Source organism: Streptomyces sp. DH-12 (assembly GCF_002899455.1).
Lineage (GTDB): Bacteria > Actinomycetota > Actinomycetes > Streptomycetales > Streptomycetaceae > Streptomyces.
In genome coordinates this window covers 4792565-4818760 of record NZ_PPFB01000001.1, presented here as the reverse complement: position 1 = coordinate 4818760, position 26196 = coordinate 4792565, and the positions used below count along the sequence as shown (strand labels likewise).

Annotated in this window: 24 protein-coding genes, 2 tRNA genes and 1 pseudogene; 12 read left to right on the top strand and 15 right to left on the bottom strand. The window is 73.0% G+C overall.

Features of this window, described 5'->3' with window-relative positions; all coding sequences use genetic code 11:
* Window positions 1-163 precede the first annotated feature (163 nt).
* Window positions 164-895 carry a maleate cis-trans isomerase family protein gene (locus C1708_RS20650; RefSeq protein ID WP_106414071.1) on the bottom strand — a complete coding sequence of 244 codons (732 nt, stop codon included), beginning with the start codon at window positions 893-895 and terminating at the stop codon, window positions 164-166.
* Window positions 892-1136, bottom strand: a pseudogene (locus C1708_RS35155) (maleate cis-trans isomerase family protein); the annotation flags it as partial. The pseudogene C1708_RS35155 and the gene C1708_RS20650, both read right to left, overlap by 4 nt.
* A gap of 273 nt (window positions 1137-1409) precedes the next feature.
* Here C1708_RS35155 and ehuB point away from each other — a divergent pair.
* From ehuB to C1708_RS20615, 6 genes are all read left to right on the top strand, one after another.
* Complete coding sequence (ehuB, locus tag C1708_RS20640; RefSeq protein ID WP_106414070.1) at window positions 1410-2324, top strand: ectoine/hydroxyectoine ABC transporter substrate-binding protein EhuB; 915 nt, start codon at window positions 1410-1412, stop codon at window positions 2322-2324.
* Entirely contained in the window at window positions 2321-3022 is a 702-nt protein-coding gene (gene ehuC, locus C1708_RS20635) for an ectoine/hydroxyectoine ABC transporter permease subunit EhuC (RefSeq protein ID WP_106416399.1), read from the top strand. Before ehuB ends, ehuC begins: the two co-directional genes overlap by 4 nt.
* Entirely contained in the window at window positions 3019-3669 is a 651-nt protein-coding gene (gene ehuD / locus C1708_RS20630; protein WP_106414069.1) for an ectoine/hydroxyectoine ABC transporter permease subunit EhuD, read from the top strand. The genes ehuC and ehuD overlap by 4 nt, the downstream gene beginning before the upstream one ends.
* Window positions 3659-4450 (top strand): ectoine/hydroxyectoine ABC transporter ATP-binding protein EhuA, encoded by a 792-nt coding sequence (ehuA, locus tag C1708_RS20625; protein ID WP_106414068.1) that lies wholly within the window; start codon window positions 3659-3661, stop codon window positions 4448-4450. The genes ehuD and ehuA overlap by 11 nt, the downstream gene beginning before the upstream one ends.
* Before the next feature lie 253 nt (window positions 4451-4703).
* On the top strand, window positions 4704-5462 hold the full coding sequence (locus tag C1708_RS20620; RefSeq protein ID WP_106414067.1) for an IclR family transcriptional regulator: 759 nt from the start codon (window positions 4704-4706) through the stop codon (window positions 5460-5462).
* A 107-nt stretch (window positions 5463-5569) separates the two neighbouring features.
* Window positions 5570-5643 (top strand) — tRNA-Lys (locus tag C1708_RS20615).
* Between the two features lie 95 nt (window positions 5644-5738).
* Here C1708_RS20615 and C1708_RS20610 read toward each other — a convergent pair.
* The 3 genes from C1708_RS20610 to C1708_RS20600 all read right to left on the bottom strand — a co-directional run bounded on the left by C1708_RS20610 (window position 5739) and on the right by C1708_RS20600 (window position 8899).
* Window positions 5739-6344 carry a lytic polysaccharide monooxygenase auxiliary activity family 9 protein gene (locus C1708_RS20610; RefSeq protein WP_106414066.1) on the bottom strand — a complete coding sequence of 202 codons (606 nt, stop codon included), beginning with the start codon at window positions 6342-6344 and terminating at the stop codon, window positions 5739-5741.
* A 146-nt stretch (window positions 6345-6490) separates the two neighbouring features.
* Complete coding sequence (locus C1708_RS20605; RefSeq protein ID WP_106414065.1) at window positions 6491-7639, bottom strand: SPFH domain-containing protein; 1149 nt, start codon at window positions 7637-7639, stop codon at window positions 6491-6493.
* Window positions 7640-7717: 78 nt separating this feature from the next.
* Window positions 7718-8899 carry a hypothetical protein gene (locus C1708_RS20600; protein ID WP_342210903.1) on the bottom strand — a complete coding sequence of 394 codons (1182 nt, stop codon included), beginning with the start codon at window positions 8897-8899 and terminating at the stop codon, window positions 7718-7720.
* 327 nt (window positions 8900-9226) lie between these two features.
* Here C1708_RS20600 and C1708_RS20595 point away from each other — a divergent pair.
* From C1708_RS20595 to glxA, 3 genes are all read left to right on the top strand, one after another.
* A tRNA-Lys gene (locus C1708_RS20595) sits at window positions 9227-9300 on the top strand.
* 465 nt (window positions 9301-9765) lie between these two features.
* Window positions 9766-11799: a glycosyltransferase family 2 protein gene (locus tag C1708_RS20590; RefSeq protein WP_106414063.1), complete on the top strand. Its 2034-nt coding sequence runs from the start codon at window positions 9766-9768 to the stop codon at window positions 11797-11799.
* Complete coding sequence (gene glxA / locus C1708_RS20585) at window positions 11796-13736, top strand: radical copper oxidase GlxA (RefSeq protein WP_106414062.1); 1941 nt, start codon at window positions 11796-11798, stop codon at window positions 13734-13736. The genes C1708_RS20590 and glxA overlap by 4 nt, the downstream gene beginning before the upstream one ends.
* Before the next feature lie 83 nt (window positions 13737-13819).
* Here the strand turns inward: glxA and C1708_RS20580 are convergent, their stop codons facing one another.
* From C1708_RS20580 to C1708_RS20560, 5 genes are all read right to left on the bottom strand, one after another.
* On the bottom strand, window positions 13820-14854 hold the full coding sequence (locus C1708_RS20580; RefSeq protein WP_106414061.1) for a glycoside hydrolase family 6 protein: 1035 nt from the start codon (window positions 14852-14854) through the stop codon (window positions 13820-13822).
* A 426-nt stretch (window positions 14855-15280) separates the two neighbouring features.
* On the bottom strand, window positions 15281-15937 hold the full coding sequence (locus C1708_RS20575) for a class F sortase (protein WP_106414060.1): 657 nt from the start codon (window positions 15935-15937) through the stop codon (window positions 15281-15283).
* Window positions 15934-16494 (bottom strand): hypothetical protein, encoded by a 561-nt coding sequence (locus C1708_RS20570; RefSeq protein ID WP_106414059.1) that lies wholly within the window; start codon window positions 16492-16494, stop codon window positions 15934-15936. The genes C1708_RS20575 and C1708_RS20570 overlap by 4 nt, the downstream gene beginning before the upstream one ends.
* A 173-nt stretch (window positions 16495-16667) precedes the next feature.
* Window positions 16668-17447 carry an HAD-IIA family hydrolase gene (locus tag C1708_RS20565; protein WP_106414058.1) on the bottom strand — a complete coding sequence of 260 codons (780 nt, stop codon included), beginning with the start codon at window positions 17445-17447 and terminating at the stop codon, window positions 16668-16670.
* 260 nt (window positions 17448-17707) lie between these two features.
* On the bottom strand, window positions 17708-18796 hold the full coding sequence (locus C1708_RS20560) for an ROK family transcriptional regulator (RefSeq protein WP_106414057.1): 1089 nt from the start codon (window positions 18794-18796) through the stop codon (window positions 17708-17710).
* Between the two features lie 79 nt (window positions 18797-18875).
* On the opposite strand from C1708_RS20560, the gene C1708_RS20555 reads away from it, so the two are divergent.
* Window positions 18876-19952 carry a Gfo/Idh/MocA family oxidoreductase gene (locus C1708_RS20555; RefSeq protein ID WP_106414056.1) on the top strand — a complete coding sequence of 359 codons (1077 nt, stop codon included), beginning with the start codon at window positions 18876-18878 and terminating at the stop codon, window positions 19950-19952.
* Window positions 19949-20428 carry a heme-degrading domain-containing protein gene (locus C1708_RS20550; RefSeq protein ID WP_106414055.1) on the top strand — a complete coding sequence of 160 codons (480 nt, stop codon included), beginning with the start codon at window positions 19949-19951 and terminating at the stop codon, window positions 20426-20428. The genes C1708_RS20555 and C1708_RS20550 overlap by 4 nt, the downstream gene beginning before the upstream one ends.
* 242 nt (window positions 20429-20670) lie before the next feature.
* On the opposite strand, the gene C1708_RS20545 is transcribed toward C1708_RS20550, so the two are convergent.
* From C1708_RS20545 to C1708_RS20535, 3 genes are all read right to left on the bottom strand, one after another.
* The gene (locus C1708_RS20545; RefSeq protein ID WP_106414054.1) at window positions 20671-21396 is read right to left on the bottom strand and encodes a S1 family peptidase; all 726 of its coding nucleotides are present in this window, start codon (window positions 21394-21396) and stop codon (window positions 20671-20673) included.
* A gap of 434 nt (window positions 21397-21830) precedes the next feature.
* Window positions 21831-22562 carry a YidC/Oxa1 family membrane protein insertase gene (locus C1708_RS20540; protein ID WP_106414053.1) on the bottom strand — a complete coding sequence of 244 codons (732 nt, stop codon included), beginning with the start codon at window positions 22560-22562 and terminating at the stop codon, window positions 21831-21833.
* A gap of 145 nt (window positions 22563-22707) precedes the next feature.
* Window positions 22708-23067 carry a DUF6412 domain-containing protein gene (locus tag C1708_RS20535; protein WP_106414052.1) on the bottom strand — a complete coding sequence of 120 codons (360 nt, stop codon included), beginning with the start codon at window positions 23065-23067 and terminating at the stop codon, window positions 22708-22710.
* A 344-nt stretch (window positions 23068-23411) separates the two neighbouring features.
* Between C1708_RS20535 and C1708_RS20530 the strand changes: the two genes are divergently transcribed.
* Window positions 23412-24422: an SEC-C domain-containing protein gene (locus tag C1708_RS20530; protein ID WP_106414051.1), complete on the top strand. Its 1011-nt coding sequence runs from the start codon at window positions 23412-23414 to the stop codon at window positions 24420-24422.
* 88 nt (window positions 24423-24510) lie between these two features.
* Here C1708_RS20530 and C1708_RS20525 read toward each other — a convergent pair whose 3' ends face one another.
* Window positions 24511-25344 (bottom strand): alpha/beta fold hydrolase, encoded by an 834-nt coding sequence (locus tag C1708_RS20525; RefSeq protein ID WP_106414050.1) that lies wholly within the window; start codon window positions 25342-25344, stop codon window positions 24511-24513.
* Window positions 25345-25672: 328 nt separating this feature from the next.
* On the bottom strand, window positions 25673-26035 hold the full coding sequence (locus C1708_RS20520; protein WP_106414049.1) for a DUF1801 domain-containing protein: 363 nt from the start codon (window positions 26033-26035) through the stop codon (window positions 25673-25675).
* Window positions 26036-26196: the final 161 nt, after the last annotated feature.

Sequence of the window (26196 nt, the reverse complement as noted above, 5' to 3'; positions counted from 1 at the left end):
GCGTCCGGCCCGAGGCGGCCGGTCGGCCCCGCCCGCACGGGCGGGGCCGACCGGTGACTACCCAGCTCGCGGGGCGCACAAAGGCGGTGACGGGAACGCGCTCCGGGCGCGCGGGAGGACGTACGCCGGTGAAGGTGGCGTTCCTCACGTCCCTGCGGACGGATCACACCTGGACGACCGGCTCCCGGGTGAAGAGCGCGCCCAGTTCGGGGGCGTTCACGCGGCGGTCGGTGAGGCGCAGGCACTGCCAGGCGGTGACCTGGTTGGCGGTGAGGACCGGCTTGCCCAGCTCCTTCTCCAGGGCGGGGATGTGGGCGACGGTGTGCAGGGCGGTGTTCGGCAGGAGCACCGCCTCGGCGTCCGGGGAGTCGGCCGCGCGGGCCAGCGCGAACAGCTCCCGCTCGCCCCAGGCGCCCGCCTCGGCGGCCGTGGTGATCCCCGCACCGTGCACCGCGGTGACCTCCGCTCCCCCGGCCCGCAGGAAGTCGGCGAACAGCCGGGCGATGTCGTCGGGGTAGGTCGCGCCGACGGCGACCCGGCGGACCTCGATCTCGCGCAGCGCGTGCACGAAGCCGAAGGAGGTGGAGGAGGCGGGCATGCCCGCGGCCAGCGCGAGACCGCGCACCTGCTCGTGGGCCCCTTCCCAGCCGTGCACGAAGCTGCCGCTGGTGCAGGCCCACACCACGGCCTCGGCGCCGGCGAGCCGCAGCTCCTCCAGGCCGGCCGCCAGCCGCTCGGGCGAGCCCGCCCCGCGCAGGGTGTCCGCCCGGCGCGCGTCCTCGCCGATGTCGGTGTGCACCAGTTCCACGCGGATGTCGCTGCCCAGCAGCTGCTCGATGCGCGGATAGTCGTCCTCCGCGGCGTGGCCGGGGTAGAGGAATCCCAGTGCGGTCATGTCCAGCCTTCCTGCTGCTTCTCTCCGGGCGCGTCCGGCACCACGGGGCCGGAGGTCCGGTCCGGCACGACGGTCCCGGAGCGCGCGGACGCGTCGATCAGCGCCTGATACGGTCCACCGCCCGGGTACCCAATCGGCGCAGCGCCGCCCACATGATCACCTGGTTGGCCGAGATGACCGGTATGCGCGGCTCCGCCCCCCGCTCCGGGATCACGTCGTACGTCGGCGGGCCGGTGCGGGACCGCGTCGCCCGGCGTCTCGTGCTCGCCGGCCGGCCGGGCGGGGTCCGGACCGACCTCGACGGGCGCGTAGGGAGTACGCGTGACGTGCGGGCGGGCGCCGTCCGGGACAGCCGGTCCCGCCGGCGCCGGCCGCCTCGCGCCCGACCGGGGAGATCCCGGGGAGCCGGTCGGCCGTGCGCCCCATGGTCCCGTGCCGGTCGCGGCCGTCCCACCGCCGGACGGGGCCGAAACTGGCCGGAATAACTCGCATCCGTTCGGGTAGCTGCGCCGCCATGGCTCCACCACTTCACCCATTGAGACGAATACACGGGACCTCCGGGCCCTCGCGTCGGTCGCTGCTCGCGGGGGTCGCGGCGCTCGGCGCGCTGGGCGCCGCGGGGTGTTCCCGCGTACCGACCGCCGCCACGGCGGACGGCGGTGACCTGCTCGACCGGCTCAGGGCGGCGGGCGTGGTCCGGCTGGGCATCGCCGGCGAGATCCCGTTCGGCTACATCGACAGGAACGGGGAGCTGACCGGCGAGGCGCCGGAGCTGGCCAAGGTCATCTTCAAACGGCTGGGGGTGGACCGGGTGCAGCCCGTGCCCACCGAGTTCGGCTCGCTCATACCGGGGCTGAACTCGCAGCAGTTCGACGTCGTGGCCGCGGGCATGTACGTCAACCCCGAGCGCTGCGAGCAGGTCATCTTCGCCGATCCCGACTACCAGATGCTCGACTCGTTCATCGTCCGCAAGGGCAACCCGCTGGGGCTGCGCGACTACCGGGACGTCGTCGAGAAGAAGGCGAAGTTCGCCACCGGCACCGGCTACGCGGAGATCGCGTACGCCGTGGAGGCCGGGTACAAGGAGAGCGACATCCTGATCGTCCCCGATCAGGTCGCCGGCCTGAACGCCGTCGAGGCCGGACGCGCCGACGTCTTCGCCGGTACCGCGGTCACCACCCGCGAGGTGGTCAAGAAGTCCCGCAAGGCCGAGGTCACCGAGCCCTTCAAGCCCATCGTCGACGGCAAGCCGCACGTCGACGGCGGCGCGTTCGCGTTCCGGCCCACCGAGACCAAGCTGCGCGACGCCTTCAACGTCGAGCTGGCGGAACTCAAGAAGAGCGGCGAACTGCTGCGCATCCTCAGGCCGTTCGGGTTCACCGAGGACGAGATGACCGATCTGACCGCGAAGGAGTTGTGCGGCGGATGACCTCCGGACTCTGGGAACGCGTACTCGACGGCGTCTGGGTCACGATCCAGCTGCTGGTGCTCAGCGCGCTGCTCGCCGCCGCGGTGTCGTTCGTGGTCGGCGTCGCCCGCACCCACCGGCTGTGGATCGTCCGCTTCCTCGCGGGCTTCTACACCGAGGTGTTCCGCGGCACCTCCGCGCTGGTGATGATCTTCTGGGTGTTCTTCGTGCTGCCCCCGGCCTTCGGCTGGCAGCTCGTGCCGCTGTGGGCGGGCACCCTGGCGCTCGGCCTGACCTACGGGGCGTACGGGGCGGAGGTCGTGCGCGGCGCCCTCGCCGCGGTGGACCCGGCCCAGCGCGAGGGCGGCATCGCCCTCAGCTTCACGCCCTGGCAGCGGATGCGGCTCATCCTGCTGCCGCAGGCGGTGCCGGAGATGATCCCGCCGTTCTCCAACCTGCTGATCGAGCTGCTCAAGGGCACCGCCCTGGTGTCGATCATGGGCATGGGCGACCTGGCGTTCAGCGCCAACCTGGTGCGTCTGGCGCTGCAGGAGAGCGCGGAGATCTACACGTACGTCCTGCTCATCTACTTCGTGATCGCCTTCCTGCTCACCCGGTCGATGCGCGGCCTCGAGAAGAAGCTGAAGGCGGGCGCCGGCAAGGCGCCGAAGAAGAGGACCGCCGCCGTGCGCGTGCCCGAGGGAAGTGGTGTCTCGTGACGTGGGACTGGGGCGCGGTCGCCGATTTCATGCCGTACTTCTGGGACGGTCTGTGGGTCACCCTGCAGATCCTGGTGTTCGGCTCGCTGATCTCCTTCGTGCTGGGCCTGGTGTGGGCGCTGCTGATGCGGGCGCCGACGCGCTGGGTGACCTGGCCGGTCGGCGGCGTCACGGAGTTCATCCGCAACACCCCGCTGCTGGTGCAGCTGTTCTTCCTCTTCTACGTGCTGCCCGAGTGGGAGATCACCTTCTCGGCGCTGACCACCGGCGTCTTCGCCATCGGGCTGCACTACTCGACGTACACGATGCAGGTCTACCGCGCCGGCATCGAGGCCGTGCCGGTGGGCCAGTGGGAGGCGGCGACGGCGCTGAACCTGCCGCCGCGCCGGACGTGGACCGTGGTGATCCTGCCGCAGGCCGTGCGCCGGGTGGTGCCCGCGCTCGGCAACTACGTCATCTCGATGCTGAAGGACACCCCGCTGCTGATGGCCGTCACCGTGCTGGAGATGCTCGGCCAGGCACGGCTGTTCGCCCAGCAGAACTTCCAGTTCACCGAGCCCCTGACGGTGATCGGCGTCGCCTTCATCGTCATCTCCTACCTGGCCTCCCTTGCCCTGCGAGCCCTGGAGCGACGCCTTGTCCACTGACACCCACGCCCCGTTCGAGAAGAAGCCCGGGGGTCCGCGCAGCACGGGTGAGCTGATCCGGCTGGAGCGGGTCACCAAGCGGTTCGGCGACCACACGGTCCTGGACCACCTGGACTTCTCCGTCGACGCCGGCAAGCACGTGACGCTGATCGGCCCGTCCGGGTCCGGCAAGACCACGATCCTGCGGCTGCTGATGACCCTGCTGAAGCCCGACGAGGGCACGATCACCGTCGACGGGCAGCAGCTCTTCCCGGCCCCGGAGAAGCAGGTCCGCGAGGTCCGCAAGAAGATCGGCATGGTCTTCCAGCAGTTCAACCTGTTCCCGAACATGACCGTGCTGCGGAACATCACCGAGGCCCCGGTCACCGTGCTCGGCATGTCCAAGGACGCGGCCGAGGAGCGGGCGCGGGAGCTGCTGGAGATGGTCGGGCTGACCGAGCACCTCGGAAAACGTCCCGGACAGCTCTCCGGCGGCCAGCAGCAGCGGGTGGCGATCGCCCGGGCGCTGGCGATGCGCCCGCAGGTGCTGCTGCTGGACGAGGTCACCTCGGCCCTGGACCCGGAGCTGGTGGCCGGCGTGCTGGACGTGCTGCGGGACATCGCCCGCTCCACCGACATCACGATGCTCTGCGTGACCCACGAGATGAACTTCGCGCGGGACATCTCGGACCAGGTGCTGATGTTCGACTCGGGCCGGGTCATCGAGGCGGGCTCGCCGGAGAAGATCTTCAACGAGCCGGAGCACGACCGGACGCGGGAGTTCCTCAGCGCGGTCCTGTAGCCACCGGAGCGCGCCCGGCGCATTGTCCGAGGTCTACGGCCTGGGTCATCCCTGTGGCATATGCCAGAGGGTCGACATCGCAGTTCAGAGGGCCGCCATCTTGTCAACCCCCGCTTTTCGTACGCCTTTTGACGGCTATCGTGGAGGGGATTCGTCGACCGGATTGCGGCCCCAGGCCCTTGGACACCGCCCCCGTCCGCCCGGCGGCCGGGACGGTTCCGACGGGTCTACGTAGCGAGCGCAGGGGGAAACCGTGGCGCTGAGGCACGAGCCGACCGCGTCGTACCACTCGGTCCAGGACGCGCTGCGCGTCCTGGAGACGGTGGCGCGGCGCGGCACAGGAATCAACGAGACCGAACTCGCCCGCGAGACCGGCATCGGCACGGAGCGGCTGACCACCCTCCTGCGCATGCTGCGCCGCGAGGCCTACGTCGAGCAGATCGCCGACGGCGGGTACGTCACCGGGGCGGCCTTCGCCCGGCTGGACTCCGCCGACGGACACCAGGAGGCCCTGCGGGACACCCTTCAGCACACCCTGGACCGGCTGCGCGACTCCGTGGGCGCCGCCGTCTACCTCAGCCGGTACGTCGACGGCGAGGTCAGGGTCACCCAGTACGCCGACTCCCCGGCCGCCCCGAAGGTGAACGAGTGGGTGGACTTCCGCTACTCCGCGCACGCCACGGCGGTCGGCAAGAGTCTGCTCACCCAGCTCGACCACGAGGGCCGGCGCGACCACCTGGCCCGGCACCGCCCGGCCCGGCTCACCTCGCGCACCATCACCAGCGACCGCCTGCTGCTGTCGAGGCTCGCCTCGCAGCCGCCGACGGTGCCGGTCCTGGACCTCCAGGAGTACGCGGTCGGCACGGTCTGCGCGGCCGTCCCGCTCACCGCCGGGTCCACGGCCGGATGCCTGGCGCTGTCCCTGCCGCTGGAGCACGCCCACCGGCTGCGCCGGGCCGCCGACACCCTCAACCGCAACGCCGCGCCCGTCCTGCTGTCGCTGGCGATCTAGGGACGGTCGCGCGGACCGGGCCCCCGGCCGAGGTGGTCGGGAGCACCTCCCCGGACCAGGTATGATTTTCTCCGTCGCCGACCGCGGAAGCGGACGGCGGGAGTCATGCGCCGCTAGCTCAGTTGGTTAGAGCAGCTGACTCTTAATCAGCGGGTCCGGGGTTCGAGTCCCTGGCGGCGCACCGAGAAGGGCCTCTCGTGGGAGCGAGAGGCCCTTTGACGTGCCCGGACCTGCCGGGGACCGGCCCGGCCGGAGCCCGGACCGGTCCGGGAGGCGCTAGAAGGTCACGTCCGAGCAGGCGTAGAACGCGTTGCCCGTGTCGTGGACCGTCCACACCGCGAGGATCACGTGGTGACCGCTGAGCCCGGTGGGCAGCCGGCCGCTGTGCGACAGGGTCTGCGGCGGACGCTGGCCGTTGTAGGGGACGGTCAGGAACGGCGTGAGGTTGAGGTCGGACCGGGACAGGTTGTGGTTCTGGTTCCAGCCCGGCTTGGTGATGTAGTACTTGAAGTCGGTCGTGGCGTGCATGGCCGTGAACTGCCACCGGAAGGTGTAGTTCTGGCCACCGGTGACCCGGGTGGTCGGCCAGGCGCCGCCCGACGGCGTGCGCGGGGCGTCGAGCGCGGCGAAGGGCGCGTTGCCGGCCGAACAGAGCCTGCCGTCGGCGGGGCCGCCTGCCGGGAAGCCCTTCGGGCCCTCGACGCTCTGCGGCTCCCACTGGATGGCGCCGCAATTGGAGACCGAGCCGTTCTGGCAGAGCTTCTGCCTGCTGACCGGCAGGTCGGTGTAGCCGTGGCCGCTGGCCCCGCCGGAGGAGAGCATGAGCGCTCCGGTCGTGGCCAGTCCCACCGCGGCCGCGTACAACTTGGTCCGTTTACGCATGCTGCCGCTCCTGGAGTGTGGGGGAGTGTTCAGAGTGCAGGTCTAGACCAAGGCTCAGAGTAAGGACGTTGGTTGAACATGTCCATACCAATCACAGGGCTTGTTCTCCCCGCCTCCCCCGTCCTTTCCCGGCCTTTCCCCGCCGCTCATGGCCCGGTCTCGCCCCGCCCCGCGCAGAACGCCACCGTCAGGTCCTTCACCAGCACCTTGCGCTCGCAGTCGTCCAGGTCCACCAGACCGCGCATGGTCAGCCGGGTCACGGTGTCCTCCACCGAGTCCACGACCGAGCCGATCACGCTCGCCCGGTGCCGGGCGTCCAGCGCCGCGATCCGGCGCCGGTGCATCGCGGCGGCCACCTCCGGCGCGTACTCCACCCGCAGCGGACGCACCGCCAGGACCTCCACCCCCACCGGCCCGGCGTCCGCCGCGACCAGCCGGGTCAGCGCGTCCTGCGTCGTCTGCACCGCGCCCCGCCCGGCGCCCGGCGCCGCCACCGGCACCCGCAGCAACGCCGCCTCCACGCACGCCCGCAGGTACCCCTCGTGGTCCTGCACCCCCAGCGTCGCCCGCGCGGTGTCCCGCACCCGCCACACCACCTGCACGGCCACCCGCAGCGCGACCCCGCCGCGGTCGGCCGCCGGCAGCGGCCCGCCGCGCCAGTGCCGCAGCCGCACGTCGACCCGGCGGCGCAGCAACAGCGGGTTCACCCACAGCAGTCCGGTGCCCCGCACGGTCCCCCGGTAGCGGCCGAACAGCCCGAGCACCCAGGCCCGCCCGGTCCGCCCGCGGGCCAGTCCGCCGAAGCCGAACAGCCCGAGCGCCCCGGCCCCGGCGAACGCCGCCCACTGCGCGGGACCGGGGCCGCCGGCCCGGACGGACAGGCCGAGCGCCTCCGCGGCCAGGGGCGGCAGCACCCCCGCCCACCACGCCGTGGCCACGCAGCCCGCCGTGCCGCACACCCCCGCGATCACGCCCGCGATGCCCGGCAGCACCCGGGCGGGCCGCTCCACGATCGCCGGGTCGACGCCGGGCGCGGCGGCGCGGGCCCGCACCCTGAGGTCCCGGGTGTCCCGGTCGTCCCGGCCGGCGTCGGGGCGGCGGGCGCCGGCCGCGGGCCGCGGCTCGACCTCCGCCGGGGGCGGTGCGGGCACGGGCTCCTCGCGGAACAGCAGGTGGACGGGGATCTCGGTGGTGGACTCGGTGTGGATCAGCCGGACCGGGCGGCCGGCCACGGCGTCCGCCGGCCCCTCGGACTCGGGGACGTGCTCGGGGACGTGGGGTGTCGTGGTGGTCATGCGTGCCTCCAGCCTCCGCGCCAGACGCGTCACATCGAGGGACTCGGGCGGGGGCGGACGCCCGGCGCCCCGGTCGGTTCAGGCGAGGAGCCGCTGCCCGGCCCCCGGCTCCGGGACGCCGTCGGCCGCCCCGCCGCGCAGGCCCCGCGCCCGCTGGAAGCCGGCCGCGTCGCGGCGGTCCTCCTCGCTCCGGCGCGGGCCCGGCTCCTGGTGGCGGCACCGCACGGGCCCCTTCGCCGCCGGCTCCCGGCCCAGCCGGGTGACGGGTGCGTTCTCCGCTCCCGGGCGGGACGCCGCACGGCCCGGAGAGCCCGGCACCCCGTGCGGGGCGGGCGCGGCGAGAGGGCCGGCCGGAGCAGAAGCGGAACCTCCGTTTGAGGGGTGCGGCGCCCCGCCGGACCGCCCGGCCGGCGGGCCCGGAGCACCGTCCACGGCGACGCCCCGCCGCGCCGGCGCCACGGGGGCCGTCCCGTCCCCGGCGCCCGCTCCGAGCGGGCCCTCCGGCACGGCGGGCGCGGCGGGCACGAGCTCGTCGCCGCCGGGCTCCACGGTGTCCGCACCCTCGGGGCCGGGTCGGGAATCCGCCACCGGCGGCTCGGCCGAAGACGCGGGCCGGGCGGCTGCGGCGGCCTCCGAAGCCGCTCCCGCCGCCCCGTCGGTCACCCCCTTGTAGCGGTACGGCACATAGCGCGCCGAGTTGTTCCAGTAGGCGTACGGCGTGGTCATCCGGCGGGTGTGCGGCGGGGTCTGCTCGTAGGCGACGTACTGGGTGCGGGCGGAGTCGGTCCACCCGCCGAAAATGACGACGTGCGAACCGTTGTACGGATCGGCCGCATTGTGGAACAGGAGGATGTCGCCCGGCCGGAGTTCCGCCTTGGTGATTTCGTCGGCGTATTGCGCGAGGCTGCCCGTCCATTCGTTGCCGGGCAGTTTCCAGGCCATCGACACATAGCCCGAGCAGTCCTGCCGGTATCCGTCGGACCAGTGGGAGGACACGCTGTAGGGGACCTTCTGGCTGACCCAGGCGGCGGCCCGCCCGATGATGTCCGTCCGGCTGATGGCGGGGATCGTCACCGGGCCGCCGGGCGGCGTCGCGGAACCCGTGCGGCCGTCGGCCCCGAACAGCGGACCCGGCGCCCCCTGCCCGCCGCCGCTGCCCTGACCTGCGGGAACGCCCTGGCCCGTGGAGACCCGGGCGTCATGGGCGGCGACCGCGGGGACCGGATGGGTGCCGAACACGGCGGACGTGACCGCGGCCACCACGAGGGCGGCGCGGCGCCCCGGCGAGCGCCGCCCGGCACGGGGCAGCGGCCGCTCCCGTCCTTCCCGCCCGCACCCGGGGGACGCGCGGTCTCCGGCCGGACCGCATTCCTCGCACACCGGAGACCCCATGCGATTGACCTCACATTCCCGGAACGTTTCTCCGCATCCGCGCACGACGGTCAGTGTCCCAACGGTCCTCCGGGCGCGCATTTTGACGGTCCGAATGACGTAAAGGCCCCGTCCTCCGGATGCGCCGGGGCGGGCCGCCGGGCCGGAGCCGTCACGAGCACGTCCCGGAGTCCTGTAGAGTTCTGCCGTCAGCAGGCGCCGCTAGCTCAGTTGGTTAGAGCAGCTGACTCTTAATCAGCGGGTCCGGGGTTCGAGTCCCTGGCGGCGCACCGACACGGCGGGCCCCTCGTGGACGAGGGGCCCGCCGCTTTTTGGCCGGAAACTCTCTCGCCGCCGTTGAGCGCCACGCTCTCGCGCCCCGTACGGAACTGTGACATCGCAGGCCACCCTCAGGCGTCCCTTAGGTCGCCCATGCCCGGTCTGCACCGTGTTTCGCACCTTGCGATCATGAGGAGCGAACCGGGACCCTGGTCCCTTCACACGGCCGTGCCGTCGCGGCCGTCGGGGGGATCGGGGGGAGCCGGCCGTCGGCCGGGGCGGGGTAAAGGACCCCGTCTCCCCGCGCCGGCGCCGGAGGGGGTCACGCAACCGGAAGGACACGGGCTCGTGTCTATAAGGTGTGCGTGATCTGGTGACCGCGGTCCACCACTGACACGTCCGGAGGTCGAGGGGACCGGCGCGGACGCTAGGAAGCAACGAAACACGCGCGCGTGCCGCGTGTGGGGGGATGACTCATGACGCCGACGCCGACGGGCGCCCACCGGGACGACGACCCGTCCCAGACCACCCAGCTCAGGGTGCCCGGCCACCGGAACTGGAACACCGGTACGTTCCACCGGATCAAGAAAGCGCTGCCCAGATACGACTACGAGCACTACAGCCGCCTCGCGGGTCCCCTCACCCAGCCCGACCCGAACAAGCCGTACACGGTCCAGTACCGCTCGCTGATCTCGCAGGAGCCGCACCGCATCCGCATCGTGCTGATGCTGCTGGCCGCCCCCGTGCTGTCGCTCGTGCTGCTGGTGTGGCTGCTCCAGCCCTCGCACTGGACGGAGCGCGACTACCCGGCGTTCGAGTGGCTGCCCGCCCTCGACGTCGTGATGCTGGTGTCGATCGGTCTGATCGAGCTCTTCCGCTGCATGAACGTGGTGTCGAACGCGCACGCCACGCTCGTCGCCCGCGACCCGGTCCCGGTGGTGCCCGAGACCGGCACCCGGGTGGCCTTCCTCACCTCCTTCGTGCCCGGCAAGGAGCCGCTGGAGATGGTGACGAAGACCCTGGAGGCGGCGGTGAGGATCCGCCACCGGGGCCTGATGCACGTGTGGCTGCTCGACGAGGGCGACGACCCCGAGGTGAAGGCGGTCTGCGAGCGCCTCGGCGTGCACCACTTCTCCCGCAAGGGCGTCGCGAAGTGGAACCAGCCCAAGGGCCCGCACCGCGCCAAGACCAAGCACGGCAACTACAACGCCTGGCTGGACGCGCACGGCGACCACTACGACTTCTTCGCCTCGGTGGACACCGACCACGTGCCGCTGCCGAACTACCTGGAGCGGATGCTCGGCTTCTTCCGCGACCCGGACGTCGGCTTCGTCATCGGCCCGCAGGTCTACGGCAACTACGACAACTTCGTCACCAAGGCCGCCGAGTCCCAGCAGTTCCTCTTCCACGCGCTGATCCAGCGCGCCGGCAACCGCTACGGCTCGCCCATGTTCGTGGGCACCTCCAACGCCGTGCGCATCAAGGCGCTGAAGCAGATCGGCGGCCTGTACGACTCGATCACCGAGGACATGGCGACCGGGTTCGAGATGCACCGCGCCAAGAACCCGGAGACCGGACGGAAGTGGCGCTCGGTCTACACCCCGGACGTGCTCGCGGTCGGTGAGGGCCCCAACGCCTGGACCGACTTCTTCACCCAGCAGATGCGCTGGTCGCGCGGCACGTACGAGACGATCCTCAAGCAGTACTGGAAGGGCTGGTACTCGCTCCCGCCGAGCAAGCTCTTCAACTACACGATGATGATCATCTTCTACCCGATGTCCGCCCTGAACTGGATCCTCGCGGCGCTGAGCTGCGCGCTGTTCCTGGGCCTGGGCGCCTCGGGTGTGAACATCGACCCGGCCGTCTGGCTGATGCTCTACGGCAACGCCTCCGCGCTGCAGATCGGCCTGTACGTCTGGAACCGCCGCCACAACGTCTCGCCGCACGAGCCGGAGGGCTCCGGCGGTGTGGCCGGCATGGTGATGTCCGCGCTGTCGGCCCCGCTGTACGCGAAGGCGCTGATCGACTCGGTGCTGCGCCGCAAGAGCAAGTTCGTGGTCACCCCGAAGGGCGACTCGGCCAGCCCGGACACCTGGTTCGGCACCTTCCGGTACCACTGGTACTTCATCCTGATCTTCGGTGGCTCCATCGCCGCGGGCTTCGCCTTCGGGAACTCCCACCCGGCGATGGTCGTCTGGGCCACCTTCGCCCTGCTCATCACCGCGGCGCCGATGTTCGCCTGGCGCCACGGCATGCGGCGGGACCGGAAGAAGCCCGGTGCGCACGCGGCGGGGCAGCAGCACGAGAGCGCGCCCCCCGCCGACGGCGTGCGGATGCCGCAGCAGCACGCCCCGCACCAGCCGCAGCCCCGGCCCCGGTGGGCCGGCTCCCACGGCGCACCGGGCGGACCAGGGGGCCCCGAAGGGCCGGGAGGGCCCGGGGGCGGCAACCCCGGTGACGACCAGACCATGCAGATCGCCCTTGGTGGACTTGGGGGACGTAAGGAATGACTGACCGTGCAGGCCGCCGTCGCGCCCGTCGGATCGCGATAGGCACGGTGGTGGTGCTCGCGCTGGCCGGGATGAACGGCCCGTGGCTGTACCGCTTCGGGACGGAGAAATACCACCAGTACAAGATCAACCAGCCGGAGTACAAGGCCGCGAACGGCAAGTGGGAGATCATCGATTTCCCCGAGGAGTACCGGCAGAACACCATCCACGCGGCGCTGCTGCGCACCGGCAAGGTGCTGCTCGTCGCGGGATCGGGCAACGACCAGGACAACTTCGACGCGAAGAAGTACGACACCCGGATCTGGGACCCGGTCAAGGGGACCGTCAAGAAGGTGCCGACGCCCACCGACCTGTTCTGCACCGGCCACACACAGCTCGCCAACGGCAATCTGCTGATCGCGGGCGGCACCAAGCGGTACGAGAAGCTCAAGGGCGACGTGAAGAAGGCCGGCGGCCTGATGCTCGTCCACAACGAGAACCCGGACAAGCCGATCACCCTGCCCGCGGGAACGAAGTTCACCGGCAAGGAGAACGGCAAGACCTTCGTCTCGAAGGACCCGGTGCTCGTGCCGCGCGCCGAGAAGGAGTTCGACCCGGAGACGGGCGAGTTCCTCGGCACCACCCCGGGGGTGGGCCGTATCTACGTCGAGGCGCAGAAGGAGGGCGCCGCGTACGAGACCGGCACGCAGGACAACTACGAGGTGCACGGCCTCACCGGCGCCGACGCGCGCAACACGTACGGCATCGCCGAGAAACTCGCCCTGGACAAGAAGGACTTCCAGGGCATCCGGGACGCCTACGAGTTCGACCCGGTCGCCGAGAAGTACATCAAGGTCGACCCGATGAAGGAGGCCCGCTGGTACCCGACGCTCACCACCCTGAGCGACGGCAGGATCCTCAGCGTCTCCGGCCTCGACGACATCGGCCAGCTGGTCCCGGGCAAGAACGAGATCTACGACCCGGAGACCAAGGAGTGGGAGTACACCGACAAGGTCCGGCAGTTCCCGACGTACCCGGCGCTGTTCCTGATGCAGAACGGCAAGATCTTCTACTCGGGGTCGAACGCGGGGTACGGGCCGGACGACGTCGGCCGTGACCCGGGCGTCTGGGACGTGGAGACCAACACGTTCAAGAAGGTCCCCGGGCTGAGCGACCCCGACCTGATGGAGACGTCCAACACGGTGCTGCTGCCGCCCGCCCAGGACGAGAGGTACATGGTCATCGGCGGCGGCGGGGTCGGCGAGTCCCAGCGGTCCAGTGAGAAGACCCGGATCGTCGACCTGAAGGCCGACGACCCGCGGTTCGTGGACGGGCCGTCGCTGGACAAGGGCACCCGCTACCCGCAGGCGTCGATCCTGCCGAACGACGAGGTGCTGATCTCCGGCGGCTCGGAGGACTACCGCGGCCGCAGCGACTCCGACATCCTCGAGGCGCGGATCTACGACACGGAGAAGAACGAGCTGCGGCGGGTCGCCGACCCGCTGGTGGGCCGCAACTACCATGCGGGCTCGCTCCTGCTGCCCGACGGCCGCGTGATGTTCTTCGGCTCGGACTCGCTCTTCGCCGACAAGGCCAACACCAAGCCGGGCGAGTTCGAGCAGCGCATCGAGATCTACACGCCGCCGTACCTGTACGGCGACGAGGGGCAGCCCGACCTCTCCGGCGGGCCGCAGACGATCGAGCGCGGCGCGTCCGGCACGTTCACCTCCGCGGACGCCGCGTCGGTCAAGAAGGCGCGGCTGATCCGGCCGAGCGCCACCACCCACGTCACCGACGTGGACCAGCGCTCGATCGCCCTGGACTTCACCACCGACGGTGACAAGGTCACGGTGACCGTGCCGAAGAACAAGAACCTGGTCCAGTCCGGCTGGTACATGCTGTTCGTCACCGACGGCGACGGCACGCCCAGCAAGGCCCAGTGGGTGCAGGTGCCGTAGCGCGCCCGACCGCGAGCCGGGTGACAGGGGGCGCCGTGCGGACCGCACGGCGCCCCCTTCGCGTCCCGGTCCCGCCGGCCGCGTCAGCCGGCCGTGCCGCGGGCGAGGTCCAGGGCGTACTCCTCCCACCACTCGCCGGCCTTCGGGCCGCCCTTGCACTCGCCGTCCGACTCTCCCGGGCGCTTGATCCACAGGTAGGCGTCGACGAGCGGGTCGGCCGTGCGGGTCGTCGGGGTCTCGCCGAGCGCCCGGCCGGGCGGGTTGCACCAGCGTTCCTCGGCGTCGCCCCCGGTGTAGGGGCCGTTGCCGTTGCGGCTGGTGTCGATGACGAAGTGCTTCCCGCCGACCTTCGCGGACAGCTTCTTGCCGTACGCGATGGAGGCCTCGGTGGTGTAGAAGTTCGAGACGTTCACCGCGAAGCCGTCGGCCTGGCCGATGCCGGCCCACTTCAGCGGCTCGTGGATCTGGTCGGGGTCGCCCCAGCCCGCGTTGCCCGCGTCCAGGTACACCTTGGTGTCCTTCAGGCCCTTGAGCTCGGCGACGGCGCCCTTGAGGAGGTCGTAGCGCTCCTCGTGGTACTCCTGCGGGGTGCAGCCGTCGACCAGGTGCAGCACCGCGTCCGGCTCCAGCACCACCGTCGCCGGGCGGTCCCCGATGCCCTCGGCCACCGCGTCGACGAAGTCCCGGTAGGCGTCGCCGTCGGGGGCGCCGCCCTGCGAGTACTGGCCGCAGTCGCGGTGCGGGATGTTGTAGAGGACCAGCACCGCCCGGCGGCCGGCCTCGTCGGCGGCCTCGGTGAGCTCCCGGGCCTGCTCCTCGGGGTTCTCGGGGTTGATCCACTCCGCGACGGGCTGCTCGGCTATCTTGCGGAGCTGCTCCGCCTCGGTCTTCCTGCCGTCCTCGCGCAGCTCGGCGACCTTGCGCACCGCGAGGCCGTCCGGGTTGACCCAGAAGGGGGCCGCCTCCTTCGGCTGCTGCGTGACGACAGCGCCGGCCGAGCCCTCCTCCTTGTCGTCGTCACCCCCGGAGGAACATCCCGCGAGCAGCAGCGCCGCCCCCAGCACCGCCGCGGACGCCCGCCTCCCGGCGAACGCCCCGACCCCCCTGCTGCCGTACATCCAACCCCCCTTGGGCGCGCTTGCTCCACGTCTTCCGAGCCCCAATCCTGGCACACCGCGCTCCGGTGCCAGGACGGCCGAGTCCCGCCTGTCCACGCCCCGTTGCAGCGGGTGCCGGGCGGACGCGCCGCCGTGCCGCCGCGCGTGGCCGGATCCACGTCCACCTGCGCCGGCCACGGAACGCGACCGGTGCGGGACGTGACGAGATCCGGCCTCTGGCCGGGCCCGGCTTTCCCCCTAGAGTCGGACGCACCGGCCGGCCGGCGGCCAGGCCGGTGCACCCGCGCGTCTTCTGTGGACCTCCCGCGCGTCCCGCCGGGCCACCCTCCCGCGGCCCGTGCGCCGCGCGGTCGAGGACCGGTCCGGCCGACGGCCCCCGGGAGCAGGCCGTCGGCCGGGCCGGGCGCGGCGGGCCGCTCCTGGAGCTCAGGCGTCGGTGAGGTACGCGGAGACCACCACGTTGGCCTCGTAGGCGCCGGTCGCGCGGTCGAAGGCGCCGCCGCAGGTGATCAGCCGGAGCTCGGCGCGCCCCTCGTGGCGCGGGCCGTACGCCTCCTGGGCGTCGAAGCCGTCCCGGTCGAGCACGCGGACGTCCTCGACGGTGAACTCGGCGACCGTGCCGTCCCCGCGGGCCACCCGGATCTCCTGGCCGGGCTCCAGCGTGTCCAGCCGGTGGAAGACGGCGGGCCGGGTCCGGGAGTCGACGTGCCCGACCATCAGCGCGGCGCCCTCCGCGCCGGGGGCGGTTCCGGCCGCGTACCAGCCGACCTCGCCCGCACGGTCGAGCGGCGGCGGGTCGGGGGCGCCGCGCTCGTCCAGGCCGCGGGCGACGACCGGGGCGCGCAGCTCCAGGCCGGGGATGTGGAGGGTGAGCGGCTCGGCGGCCTTCAGCGGCCGGTGGACGGTGGGCAGGTCGGTCAGGGGCGGACGTCCGGCCGCCGCCATGTCGCCGGTGGCGGGCCCGGCCGATCCGGCGGGCACCTCGGTGAGCCCCTGGCCCCACAGCCACAGCCCGAGCAGCAGCGCCGCCCAGACCGCCCCGGCGGGCAGCCGCTTCGTCGTCGCGCGCGCGATGCCGGTCACTTCGTCCCCCGTCCGCGCCGGGCCTGCCGGCGGGCCGCGCGGTGCACGGTGAGGGCGGCGGTCCCGGCCAGGGCGAGCGCGACCACCGTCTGCGCGGTGCCGGGCCCGTGCTCCTCCCGGCCACCGGCGAGGGGACGCGCGGCGCCGCCGCCTCCGGCGTTCACGGGGGCGACGGGGGACGAGTGCGCGGAGGGCCCGGCTCCCCCGGCGGGGGCCTGCTTCCGGGCGACCTCGAGGGTGCCCTTGTGTTCCGCGCCGTCACAGGCGACGGTCACCGGGTACGTCCCGGCGGTGAGCGTGGACCGTACCCGCGCGTCGCCCGCGAGGCCGTCCCCGGCGGGGGTGAGGCGGGCGTCGGACACCAGCGCCGGGGACCGCGCGACCGTCTCGCGCACGTCGCACCCGGTCACCCTGAGGACGATGTCGCCCCCGGGCGCGGGGGCCGCCGGGAGCACGGTGACGCTCCCGCCGTCCGCCGCGTCCGCCGCCCGGGCCGCCGGACCGAACACGGTGACGGCCAGGACACCCGCGCAGAGAGCGAGTCGCCGCTTACCCATCGTGAACCTCCAGACACTCAGAAGGTTCCCGCGCACGGTCCGGCCCCGCACTCCCATACGCGCGACCTTGGGCCGGGCGGGTGAACGGGATGCGGGGCCGGGGGGCCTTTCGGGGGTCTCCGGGGGCCTCGGGGGTCTTCGGGGTTTTCGGAGACCTCGGGGACCCCGGGAGGTCAGACCAGGTCGACGATGTCCGCGATGGAGTCGACGACCTTGGACGGCCGGTACGGGAAGTTCTCCACCTGCTCCGGCCGGGTCAGCCCGGTGAGCACGAGGTACGTCTTCATGCCGGCCTCGATGCCCGCCAGCACGTCGGTGTCCATCCGGTCGCCGATCATCGCGCTGCTCTCCGAGTGCGCCCCGAGGGCGTTGAGCCCGGTGCGCATCATCAGCGGGTTCGGCTTGCCGGCGAAGTAGGGCTGCCGGCCGGTCGCCTTGGTGATGAGCGCGGCCACCGCGCCGGTCGCCGGGAGCGGGCCCTCGGTGGAGGGGCCGGTCTCGTCGGGGTTGGTGCAGATGAAACGGGCCCCGGCGTTGATCAGCCGGACCGCCTTGGTCATCGCCTCGAACGAGTAGGTGCGGGTCTCGCCGAGGACCACGTAGTCGGGGTCGTGGTCGGTGAGGATGTACCCGATGTCGTGCAGCGCGGTGGTCAGGCCGGCCTCGCCGATGACGTACGCCGACCCGCCGGGCCGCTGGTCGTCGAGGAACTTGGCGGTGGCCAGGGCGGACGTCCAGATGTTCTCGATCGGCACCTCGAGCCCCATCCGGCGCAGCCGGGCGTGCAGGTCGCGCGGGGTGTAGATCGAGTTGTTGGTGAGCACCAGGAAGGGCCGCCCGGACTCGCGCAGCTTCTTGAGGAAGGCGTCGGCCCCGGGAATCGGCACCCCTTCGTGGATCAGCACCCCGTCCATGTCGGTGAGCCAGGACTCGATGGGCTTGCGGTCTGCCATGTGCGCGATCTCCTCGCCGTACGCGGTGCCGTGAGCCCCAGCCTAAACAGCATGGGATCACCGTGGGAACGGCGTCCCCCCTGCCCCGGCCGGGGCAGCCGTGCCTCCCCCAGTGCCTCAAGGGCCTGGGTGGTACCCCCAGGGGCACGGGTGGGCGCTGGGGGCACCTCCTCCGGGGGAGGCGCCCCGCAAGCGCCGGGTCGCGCGGCGCCCCCGGCCCCCACCCGCACCGGGTACTGACCGGAACCCCGCCCGCGCGGCTACCCGTCCTGCCCGAACACCGGCGCCAGCACCAACTGCGCCGCCCCCTCGGCGACCCGCCCCTCCCCGGGGACCACCCGCACCGCGACCCCCTCCTCGCCCGTCCTGCGGGCCCGCGCCTCCAGCACCGCCCGCACCCCCCGGACGAACACCTCCGGCGCCCCCTCCACCGTGCGACCGCCGACCAGCACCCGGTCGATGTCCAGCAGCCCCACCAGGTTCGCCGCGCCGGTCCCCAGCACCCGCGCCGCCTCCGCCGTCTCCCCCCGCGCCACCGCCGCCAGGCACAGCGCCTCCACGCACCCGCGGTCCCCGCACCCGCACGGCGGCCCGTCGAGCTGCACCACCTGGTGCCCGAACTCCCCCGCCCCCGTCCGCGGTCCCCGGTGCACGCTCCCGCCGACGACCAGCCCGGCCCCCAGTCCCGTACCGAGGTGCAGATAGGCGAAGGACCCGCCCTCGCCCCCGACCGCCAGCCCGAGCGCCACCGCGTTGGTGTCCTTGTCCACGACCACGGGCACCGCCCCCAGCCGCTCGGACAGGGCGTCCCGCAGCGGAAACCCGTCCCACTCGGGAAACCCCGTCACCCGGTGCAGCACTCCCCGCCGGTGGTCGAGCGGCCCGGGCAGCGCCACCCCGACCCCCAGGAGCGAGCCCCCTCCCGACAGCTCAGACCCCAGTTCCCCCACCGCCGACGCGACCCGTGTCAGCACCGCCTCCGCCCCGGCGCCCAGGTCCAGCGGCGCGTGCCGCCGCGCGACCACGGTGCCGTCGAGGTCGGCCAGCACGGCCCGGAGCTCGTCGCGGTCCAGATGCACGCCCACCGCGTGGCCCGCCTCCGGGACCAGCCGCAGCACCGTGCGCGGCTTGCCGCCCGTGGACGCCCGGCGCCCGGCCTCCGCCGCGAGGCCCTCCTCGCGGAGCCGGGCGGTTATCTTGCTGACCGCCTGCGGGGTGAGCCCGGTCCGCTCGGCGAGCTCCAGCCGGCTGATGCCCTCCGCTCCCGCCGTGCGCAGCAGGTCCAGCACCAGCGCGGTGTTGTGGCTGCGCAGGGCCAGGAGGTTGGCCCCGCCGCCCGCGCCCCGCATGCCACCGCCGTACGTCCTGTTCACCCGCCCATTGTGGCCCGCTCTTGCACTTTGGCAACAGCGTTGCGAAAGTAGGGGCATGACTGGCACTCCCCTCCGCGTCGGCCTCGTCGGCTACGGCCTCGCGGGTTCCGTGTTCCACGCCCCGCTGATCGCCGCGACCCAGGGCCTCACGCTCGACACGGTCGTCACCTCGAACCCCGAGCGGCAGGCGCAGGCCCGCGCCGAGTTCCCGGACGTCACGGTCGCCGCCTCGGCGGACGAGCTGTGGGCGCGCGCGGGCGAACTGGACCTGATCGTCGTCGCGTCCCCGAACCGGACGCACGTCCCGCTCGCCACCGCCGCGCTGGAGGCCGGTCTGCCGGTCGTCGTGGACAAGCCCGTCGCGGGCACGGCGGCTCAGGCCCGCGCGCTCGCCGAGCTCGCCGAGGAGCGCGGCCTGCTGCTGTCCGTCTTCCAGAACCGCCGCTGGGACAACGACTTCCTCACCCTGCGCCGCCTGATCGCCGACGGCGAGCTGGGCGAGGTGTACCGGTTCGAATCGCGTTTCGAGCGCTGGCGCCCGCAGCTCAAGGGCGGCTGGCGGGAGTCCGGCGACCCGGCGGAGATCGGCGGCCTGCTGTACGACCTCGGCAGCCACGTCGTCGACCAGGCACTGGTCCTGTTCGGCCCGGTGACGTCGGTGTACGCGGAGACGGACGTCCGCCGCGAGGGCGCGCGGACCGACGACGACACCTTCCTCGCGCTCACCCACGCGAGCGGGGTCCGCTCCCACCTGTACGTCTCCGCGACCACCGCCCAGCTCGGCCCCCGCTTCCGCGTCCTCGGCTCGAGGGCCGGCTACGTCAAGCACGGCCTGGACCCGCAGGAGGCCGCCCTGCGCGACGGTGCGCGCCCGGGCGCGTCCGGCGCCGCGTGGGGCACGGAACCGGAGGAGCTGTGGGGCCGCCTCGGCGCCGGGGAGTCCCCGGTGACCGGCGGCGGACGTGCCGTGGAGACGCTGCCGGGCGACTACCCCGCCTACTACGCGGCCGTGGCGCGGGCCCTGCGCGACGGCGGCCCCAACCCGGTGACCGCGCTGGAGGCGGCCGCTGCCCTCGACGTCCTGGAGGCGGCGCGCCGTTCGGCCGCCGAGAAGGTGACGGTGACGCTGTGAGCGAGTCCGAAACGACCCCGACCGTCGAGGAGCTGGAGGCGCAGGAACAGCGCCTGGTCTTCCGCCGGTTCACCCATGAGGACGCCTGGGCGCTGGGTCGCCTCCTGGTGGAGATGGCCCGGGAGCGGCAGGCCCCGGTCGCCGTCGACATCCACCGCGCGGGTCAGCAGCTCTTCCACGCCGCGCTGCCCGGCTCCACGCCGGACAACGACGCGTGGATCGCCCGCAAGCGCCGGGTGGTCGAGCGCTACGGCTCCGCGTCCTACCTCGTGGGCGCGCGGTTCCGGGCCAAGGGCACGACGTTCGAGGCGTCCTCCCGCCTGGACCCCGACACGTACGCGGCGCACGGCGGTTCGTTCCCCATCACCGTGGCGGACGTGGGCGTGATCGGCGCGGTCACGGTGTCGGGGCTGCCCCAGCTCCAGGACCACCGCCTGGTGGTGGAGGCGCTGGAGCGGTTCCTGGCCGCGCACTGAGGCCCCGGCGCCCTGACTCCCGTGGCGCACCCGGCATGACGCATCCGGGGACTCGCCGGTACGTCGTCCGGGGTCACGGGCCCCGGCCCCTCCGCCACGGCGCGAGCGGTGGGGGGCCGGGGCCCGTGGCGCGTCCCCGGCCCGGGGAGGCGGAGCGACACGTGCGCCGGGCCGGGGAGCGTGTGTGCGGACGGCGGGCCGGGGCGGCCGGCCGGCCGCCCGCGACCGACGGGATCCAGGTCTCAGACGCCCGCCACCGACTGGATCCAGGAGCGGTACGCCGTCACGTTGGTGTACGCCGTGGTCGTCTGGCGGTCGCTGGTCGAGGCGACGCCCACCTGGACGCCGTTCGCCATCATCGGGCCGCCGGAGTCGCCGCCGGCGGTGATGCCGTCGCCGCGGCGGGCGCAGATCGCGGAGCCGCCGTAGGCGTCCGAGCAGCCGCCGGTGACGGTGACGTTGGCGACCTTCAGGTACCGGGACTGGCAGTTGGCCTCGGAGCCGCACCGGGAGGTGGCGCCCCAGCCGTACACCTGGACGTTCTGGCCGACGCGGACGGTGCCCGGCTGGCCGAGGCGGGCGTAGGTCGCGGACACGGAGCGGTCGAGGCGGACGAGCGCGAGGTCCGAGCCGTGGGTGTAGGTCTGGACGCCGTTGGCGACGGTGCCGCCGCTGTGCTGGTCCAGGCTGCCGATGCGGAAGGACAGGCCGCCGCCGGTGACACAGTGCTTGGCGGTGAGGATCCAGGTCGGCGCGATGATGGTGGCCGAGCAGGTCTCACGGCCGTTGGAGAACAGCCGTGCGGCCCAGGGACCGCTGGAGGCCTGACCGCCGCCGATGATGGGCTGCGGCGCCTTGGTGATCGGGGGCGGCGCCGGGGCCTCGGCCGCGGCGGCGGTGGGGCTGAGGAGTGCGAGGACGGTGACCGCGGCGGCGGCGAGCGCGGGAACGAGCCGGGTTATGCGCAAGGTTCCTCGATTCGACGGGCACGCAGGGGGTGCGTGCTCAGCTGTGGGGGACGCGGCCCGGCGAGGAACACGGGGCCGCACCCCAGCCGAACTCCTGCCCGTGACACAGGAGTTCGGTGTGGGGTACGGCACAGGTTCCCGAAGATTCGTCCAACGGGGTACTAACGGTTGGCGATAACACGGCGCTATACCCGCCCCGACCTGGGCGGAGTCCTCTCCCCGCCCTGAAAGACCGTGTGACGGCGCGACGGCGCGACGGCACTCCGACGGCAGGGAGTCGCCCAGGAGATCCTGCGGACCGAGCGCCTGCCGGCGATGGAGGGGCGGGCAGCCGGTGTCCCGGGGACGCCGACGACGGCCCGGCCGTACGCCCCGCCTTCCGGCTGCGGCCCGGGGACGGCTGGACCCGCCGCGCGCGGAGCGGGCGCCCGCCGTCACCGGTACAGGACGGCCCGCTCGACCACGCTCCACGTCGTGGAGGTCACCACGTACAAGGCGGCGGCGAGGGGCACGACGGCGACGGTGACCAGCGTGAGGAAGGACATGAACGGCATCACCCGCATCACCCCGCCCATGGCGGCGAGGCCCGGCGCCTGCGGGTCCGCGCCCGCTCCCGCGCCCGCCGCCGCCGCGGAGGCGTCCATCATCCGGCGGGAGAGCCGGTAACTGGCGTACGCGACGACCGCGACGACGGCGAAGAGGCCGAGGTACACCAGGCCCGCCCCGCCGAACGGGCCGCCGTCGCCGAGGGCGTCCGCCCACCGTCCGCCGAGGGGCGCGTCGAGCAGCCGGTGGGTGAGCAGGTCGTTGGGCTCGCCGCCGATCGTGCCGCTGGAGAAGAGGTGGTACAGCAGGAAGAACGCGGGGAGCTGGAGCAGGCTGGGCAGGCAGCCGGACAGCGGGGACACCTTCTCCTCCGCGTGCAGTTCCAGCACGGCCTTCTGGAGCTTCTCGGGGTTCCTGCCGTGCTTGCGGCGCAGTTCGGCGATCCGCGGCTGGAGCGCGGCCCGTGCCTTCTGTCCGCGCGCGGCGGCCCGGGACAGGGGGTGGACGAGGAGGCGTACGAGGGCGGTGAACACGATGATCGCGGCGGCCGCGGCGGACAGGCCGAACAGGGGGCGGAGCAGGTCGGCGAGGTGCTCGACCAGGCTGGCGAAGACGGACATGGGTGAGCCCTCCGGGGGTCTCGTCGTGCCGGGGGTCCCGGCGCGACGGACGGCCGGGACGGGTTCGGGAAGGTCGGCATGACGACCCGCGCGGGGCGGCGTGCGGAACGGAGGGACGCTCGGAGGAAGTTCCCTGCGAGGTGCCCTACGAGGTGCCCTGCGCGGCGGTCGCCGGGAGGGCGTGACCGGGCGCTCGGGGCCGGGTGCGGCCCTTGGCGTCGGGATCTCGCTGGGGCAGGAAGGCGGTGCGCCGGTCGCGGTCGCGCAGGGCCGTCCGCACCCGGGTGGGCGGCACGGCGGGCGCGCTGCGGGCGGCGATCACGGCGCACACGGTGAGGGCGGCCCCGGCCGCGGCGGTCGCGGCGAGCGTGACGTGGACCAGGGAGAGTCCGCCGTCGGGGGCCGGGGTCAGCAGCAGGGCGACCTGGAGCAGCGGGAAGAGCACGGCGAGGAGGGTGCGTACGGAACACGCGGCCGGCCGTCCTGCGGTCGTGTGCCGCGTCATGGGCCGTGTCATGTGCCGTGTCCCCCTCTCCGTCCCGTGGTGCGTCGTGCACCGCATTGTGCCAGGCTCCGCCGCCGGGCGGGCGTCACAGGGGATCCGTCCCCACGGCCTGCCGGCGGCCGCTCGGGCTGGAGCAGCGCCCGGCCGACCGGGCCGGCCGGATGCCGGACGAGTCCCGGCCGAGCCCCCTCCACGTCCCGGTCCCGGCACCACGTCGACGTCCGGGACGGCCCCCGCGGTTCCCCGACGGTTCCGCGACGGTTCCGCGGGCGGGGCGGTCGCCGCACGTGTCGGAGGACTTCGGTCCCTCTCCTCTGTCACCCGTCGGCAGTACGGTGTCCCCCATGCGCTCCGACACGCCTGCCGAAAACGTCGACCACATCAACGAGGCCGCCCGTCTGGAGCGGACCGCCGACCGCTACCCCGAGGACGCCGAAGCCCTGCTGCTGCGGGCCGCCGCCCACCGGGAGCTGGCCGGTGACCGCCCGGCCGCGACGGCCCTCTACGACCGCCTGCTGGCCTCGGACACCGACCTGGACAAGCCCCACCTGGTCCGCGCCCTGAAGGCGTCCAACCTGTGGGAGTACGGCCACGAGGCGGAGGCCCGCGCGATCATCGACGGCATCCGCACGGCGTCCCCGCGCGACCCCGCCCCCTGGGTGATCGCCGCGGAGGCGCTGGAGGCGCACGACGAGCTGGAGCAGGCGCACGAGACGTTCACCGAGGCGGTGCGTCTGCTGCTGACCGGCGTGACGGAGCCGCCGCGCGCCACGCACCCGCTGCTCTTCGGCCGCCACCGCGTGCGCAGGATGCTGGGCGCGCCGCACGACGAGTGGGACGCGCTCGCGGACACCGTGCACCGGCTCCCCATCGGCCTGGACGAGCTGCACGACCCCAAGCGCGTGTGGTCACTGGGCTCGGAGAACCCGGAGGAGCTGGAGGCGGAGATCCTGCGCCTGCGCGCCGAACTGGGCGCGTACCGGGAGGCGCTGTCCCGTCCCTTCCCGGTGGCGGTGCTGCACTGGCCGGCCGACGAGCTGGCGGAGCTGACGGAGGCGTACCCGGAGCTGGCGGAGGAGTACCCGTCCTACGAGGCGCACCTGGAGACGATAGAGGCGGCCCTGCGCGAACTGGCCGCCTCCGGCACGCCGAACCTGGGCATCGTGCGGGGCACGGTCCCGTCGTACGAGGCGTTCGCCGCGTCCGAGCTGGCCTCCCCGTCGGACGCGTCGCTCCTCCCGCAGTACGCGACCACGCTGGCGGCGCGGGGGCGCGCGGTGGCGTGGCCGCCGGAGCGCACGGAGGCGTGCTGGTGCGGGTCGGGGCGGGCGTACGGGGAGTGCCACGGGGTGTAGCGCTGCGGCGCCTTGACGCGTGCGCGCGGGTGCGCCCGGCCACCGATACCTCCGGCGGCCGGGCGCACTGTTTGCCGGTGGGGCCGGCTCACTTGGCCAGGAAGGCGAGGAGGGCGTCGGTGACCTCCTGGGCGTGGGTCCACAGCAGGCCGTGCGGGGCGCCCTCGATCACGACGTACTCGGCCTGGGGCAGGGCCCGGTGGAAGGGCTCGCCGGTGGACTCGATGGGCAGGATCCGGTCGGCGGTGCCGTGCAGGATCAGCGCCGGGACGTCGACCTTGGCCACGTCGGCCCGGAAGTCGGTGGTCCAGGTGGCGACGGCGGCGATGGACGCGTACGGGGAGGACCCGGCGGCGACGTTCCAGCTGTTGCGCAGGGCCTCTTCGCTGATGCGGGTGCCGAGGTTCTCGTCCAGGTTGTAGAAGTCCTGGTAGAAAGCGGTGAAGTAGGCGTACCGGTCCGCGGTGACGGCCTTCTCGATCCCCTCGAAGACGGCGGCGTCGACGCCCTCGGGGTTGTCGTCCGTCTTGAGCAGGTACGGCTCGAGCGAGGCGAGGAAGGCGGCCTTCGCGACGCGCTCCGACCCGTAGGTGCCGAGGTACCGACCGACCTCGCCGGTGCCCATGGAGAACCCGACGAGGACCGCGTCGCGCAGGTCCAGGGTCTCCATGACGGTGTTCAGGTCGGCGGCGAAGGTGTCGTAGTCGTAGCCGGTGGTGGGCTGGCTGGACTGCCCGAACCCGCGCCGGTCGTAGGTGATGACCCGGTAGCCGGCGGCGAGCAGGGCGGCGGTCTGCTTCTCCCAGGAGTGACCGTCGAGCGGGTACCCGTGGATCAGCACGACCGGCTGCCCGGTGCCGTGGTCCTCGTAGTACAGGTCGATGGTGGTGCTGTTCTCCTGGCCGACGGTGATGAACGGCATGGTGACTGCCCCTCTCTGAGGTCTGGTGTGCGCTGAGCACTGATGTAGAAGGTAGCGCGCCATTTGATTGTGTGCAACTAGATTGCACACAACTTAAATGGACGACGTGCTTCCGTTGCGGCGCCGGGGGTGAGGTGGACAGCGGGCCACCCCCTCCGGCGTGCGTGGGGTCCGGCACTCGGGCGCGCCGCCTCGGCGCGCTGCCTCCATTTCATCCGCCGCACCGGGGGCCGGACGTCCCCCGCCGGGCGGAGATCGGCCTATGTCGGAGGGTGCAGCCGGCCTCGCCCCATGGAGGCGAAGTCGAGCGGCGGGTTCCTGCCCGAGGTCAGCAGACCGGCCCCGGCGCGGCGGCGGCCCGCAGCAGGTCCCGCACGAGGTCGAGGGCGACACCGTCCGGCTTGCGGAACCGTGGACACCCCTTGCCCGCGTCCTGGCCGGCCGGCCGCTCGGCGAAGGCGGCCCGGACGTCGCCGCGCATGATGTAGAGGGAGATGTACTGCTTCTGACTCGCGAAGGCGGCCTCGGCGACACCGCCCCGCTCGTACGCGGGCATGCCGTAGGCCATGACCTCCATGAAACCCCGGAGCTCGACCCGGCACAACTCACACAGCCGCGCCAGGACGACCTCGCGGCCGTCGGGGACCTCGGTGAGGTACGTGTCCACGTCGGGGGTGCTGCTTTGCACCATGGGGGAGCTTGTGCCGGGCCGGGGTGGCGCCTCGTTTCACGCGATCACTGTTCTGTTGCCATAGAGGCGCGGGCAACTGCAGAGAACAAGATGCGAGACTCTTGGTACCGAGGAACAGCTTCCGATTACTGTTCCTCCCCGCATGATGATGACCTCAGGAG

Excerpts from the sequence above, each read along its gene's own strand:
- C1708_RS20580 (WP_106414061.1), bottom strand. The coding sequence starts at position 14,854 with ATGTACGGCAGCAGGGGGGTCGGGGCGTTCGCCGGGAGGCGGGCGTCC.
- C1708_RS20535 (WP_106414052.1), bottom strand. The coding sequence starts at position 23,067 with ATGACGCGGCACACGACCGCAGGACGGCCGGCCGCGTGTTCCGTACGC.
- C1708_RS20605 (WP_106414065.1), bottom strand. The coding sequence starts at position 7,639 with ATGACCACCACGACACCCCACGTCCCCGAGCACGTCCCCGAGTCCGAG.
- glxA (WP_106414062.1), top strand. The coding sequence starts at position 11,796 with ATGACTGACCGTGCAGGCCGCCGTCGCGCCCGTCGGATCGCGATAGGC.
- C1708_RS20530 (WP_106414051.1), top strand. The coding sequence starts at position 23,412 with ATGCGCTCCGACACGCCTGCCGAAAACGTCGACCACATCAACGAGGCC.
- C1708_RS20520 (WP_106414049.1), bottom strand. The coding sequence starts at position 26,035 with ATGGTGCAAAGCAGCACCCCCGACGTGGACACGTACCTCACCGAGGTC.
- C1708_RS20610 (WP_106414066.1), bottom strand. The coding sequence starts at position 6,344 with ATGCGTAAACGGACCAAGTTGTACGCGGCCGCGGTGGGACTGGCCACG.
- C1708_RS20560 (WP_106414057.1), bottom strand. The coding sequence starts at position 18,796 with ATGCGGGGCGCGGGCGGCGGGGCCAACCTCCTGGCCCTGCGCAGCCAC.
- C1708_RS20565 (WP_106414058.1), bottom strand. The coding sequence starts at position 17,447 with ATGGCAGACCGCAAGCCCATCGAGTCCTGGCTCACCGACATGGACGGG.
- C1708_RS20525 (WP_106414050.1), bottom strand. The coding sequence starts at position 25,344 with ATGCCGTTCATCACCGTCGGCCAGGAGAACAGCACCACCATCGACCTG.
- ehuC (WP_106416399.1), top strand. The coding sequence starts at position 2,321 with ATGACCTCCGGACTCTGGGAACGCGTACTCGACGGCGTCTGGGTCACG.
- C1708_RS20590 (WP_106414063.1), top strand. The coding sequence starts at position 9,766 with ATGACGCCGACGCCGACGGGCGCCCACCGGGACGACGACCCGTCCCAG.
- C1708_RS20650 (WP_106414071.1), bottom strand. The coding sequence starts at position 895 with ATGACCGCACTGGGATTCCTCTACCCCGGCCACGCCGCGGAGGACGAC.
- C1708_RS20570 (WP_106414059.1), bottom strand. The coding sequence starts at position 16,494 with ATGGGTAAGCGGCGACTCGCTCTCTGCGCGGGTGTCCTGGCCGTCACC.
- C1708_RS20540 (WP_106414053.1), bottom strand. The coding sequence starts at position 22,562 with ATGTCCGTCTTCGCCAGCCTGGTCGAGCACCTCGCCGACCTGCTCCGC.
- C1708_RS20555 (WP_106414056.1), top strand. The coding sequence starts at position 18,876 with ATGACTGGCACTCCCCTCCGCGTCGGCCTCGTCGGCTACGGCCTCGCG.
- ehuB (WP_106414070.1), top strand. The coding sequence starts at position 1,410 with ATGGCTCCACCACTTCACCCATTGAGACGAATACACGGGACCTCCGGG.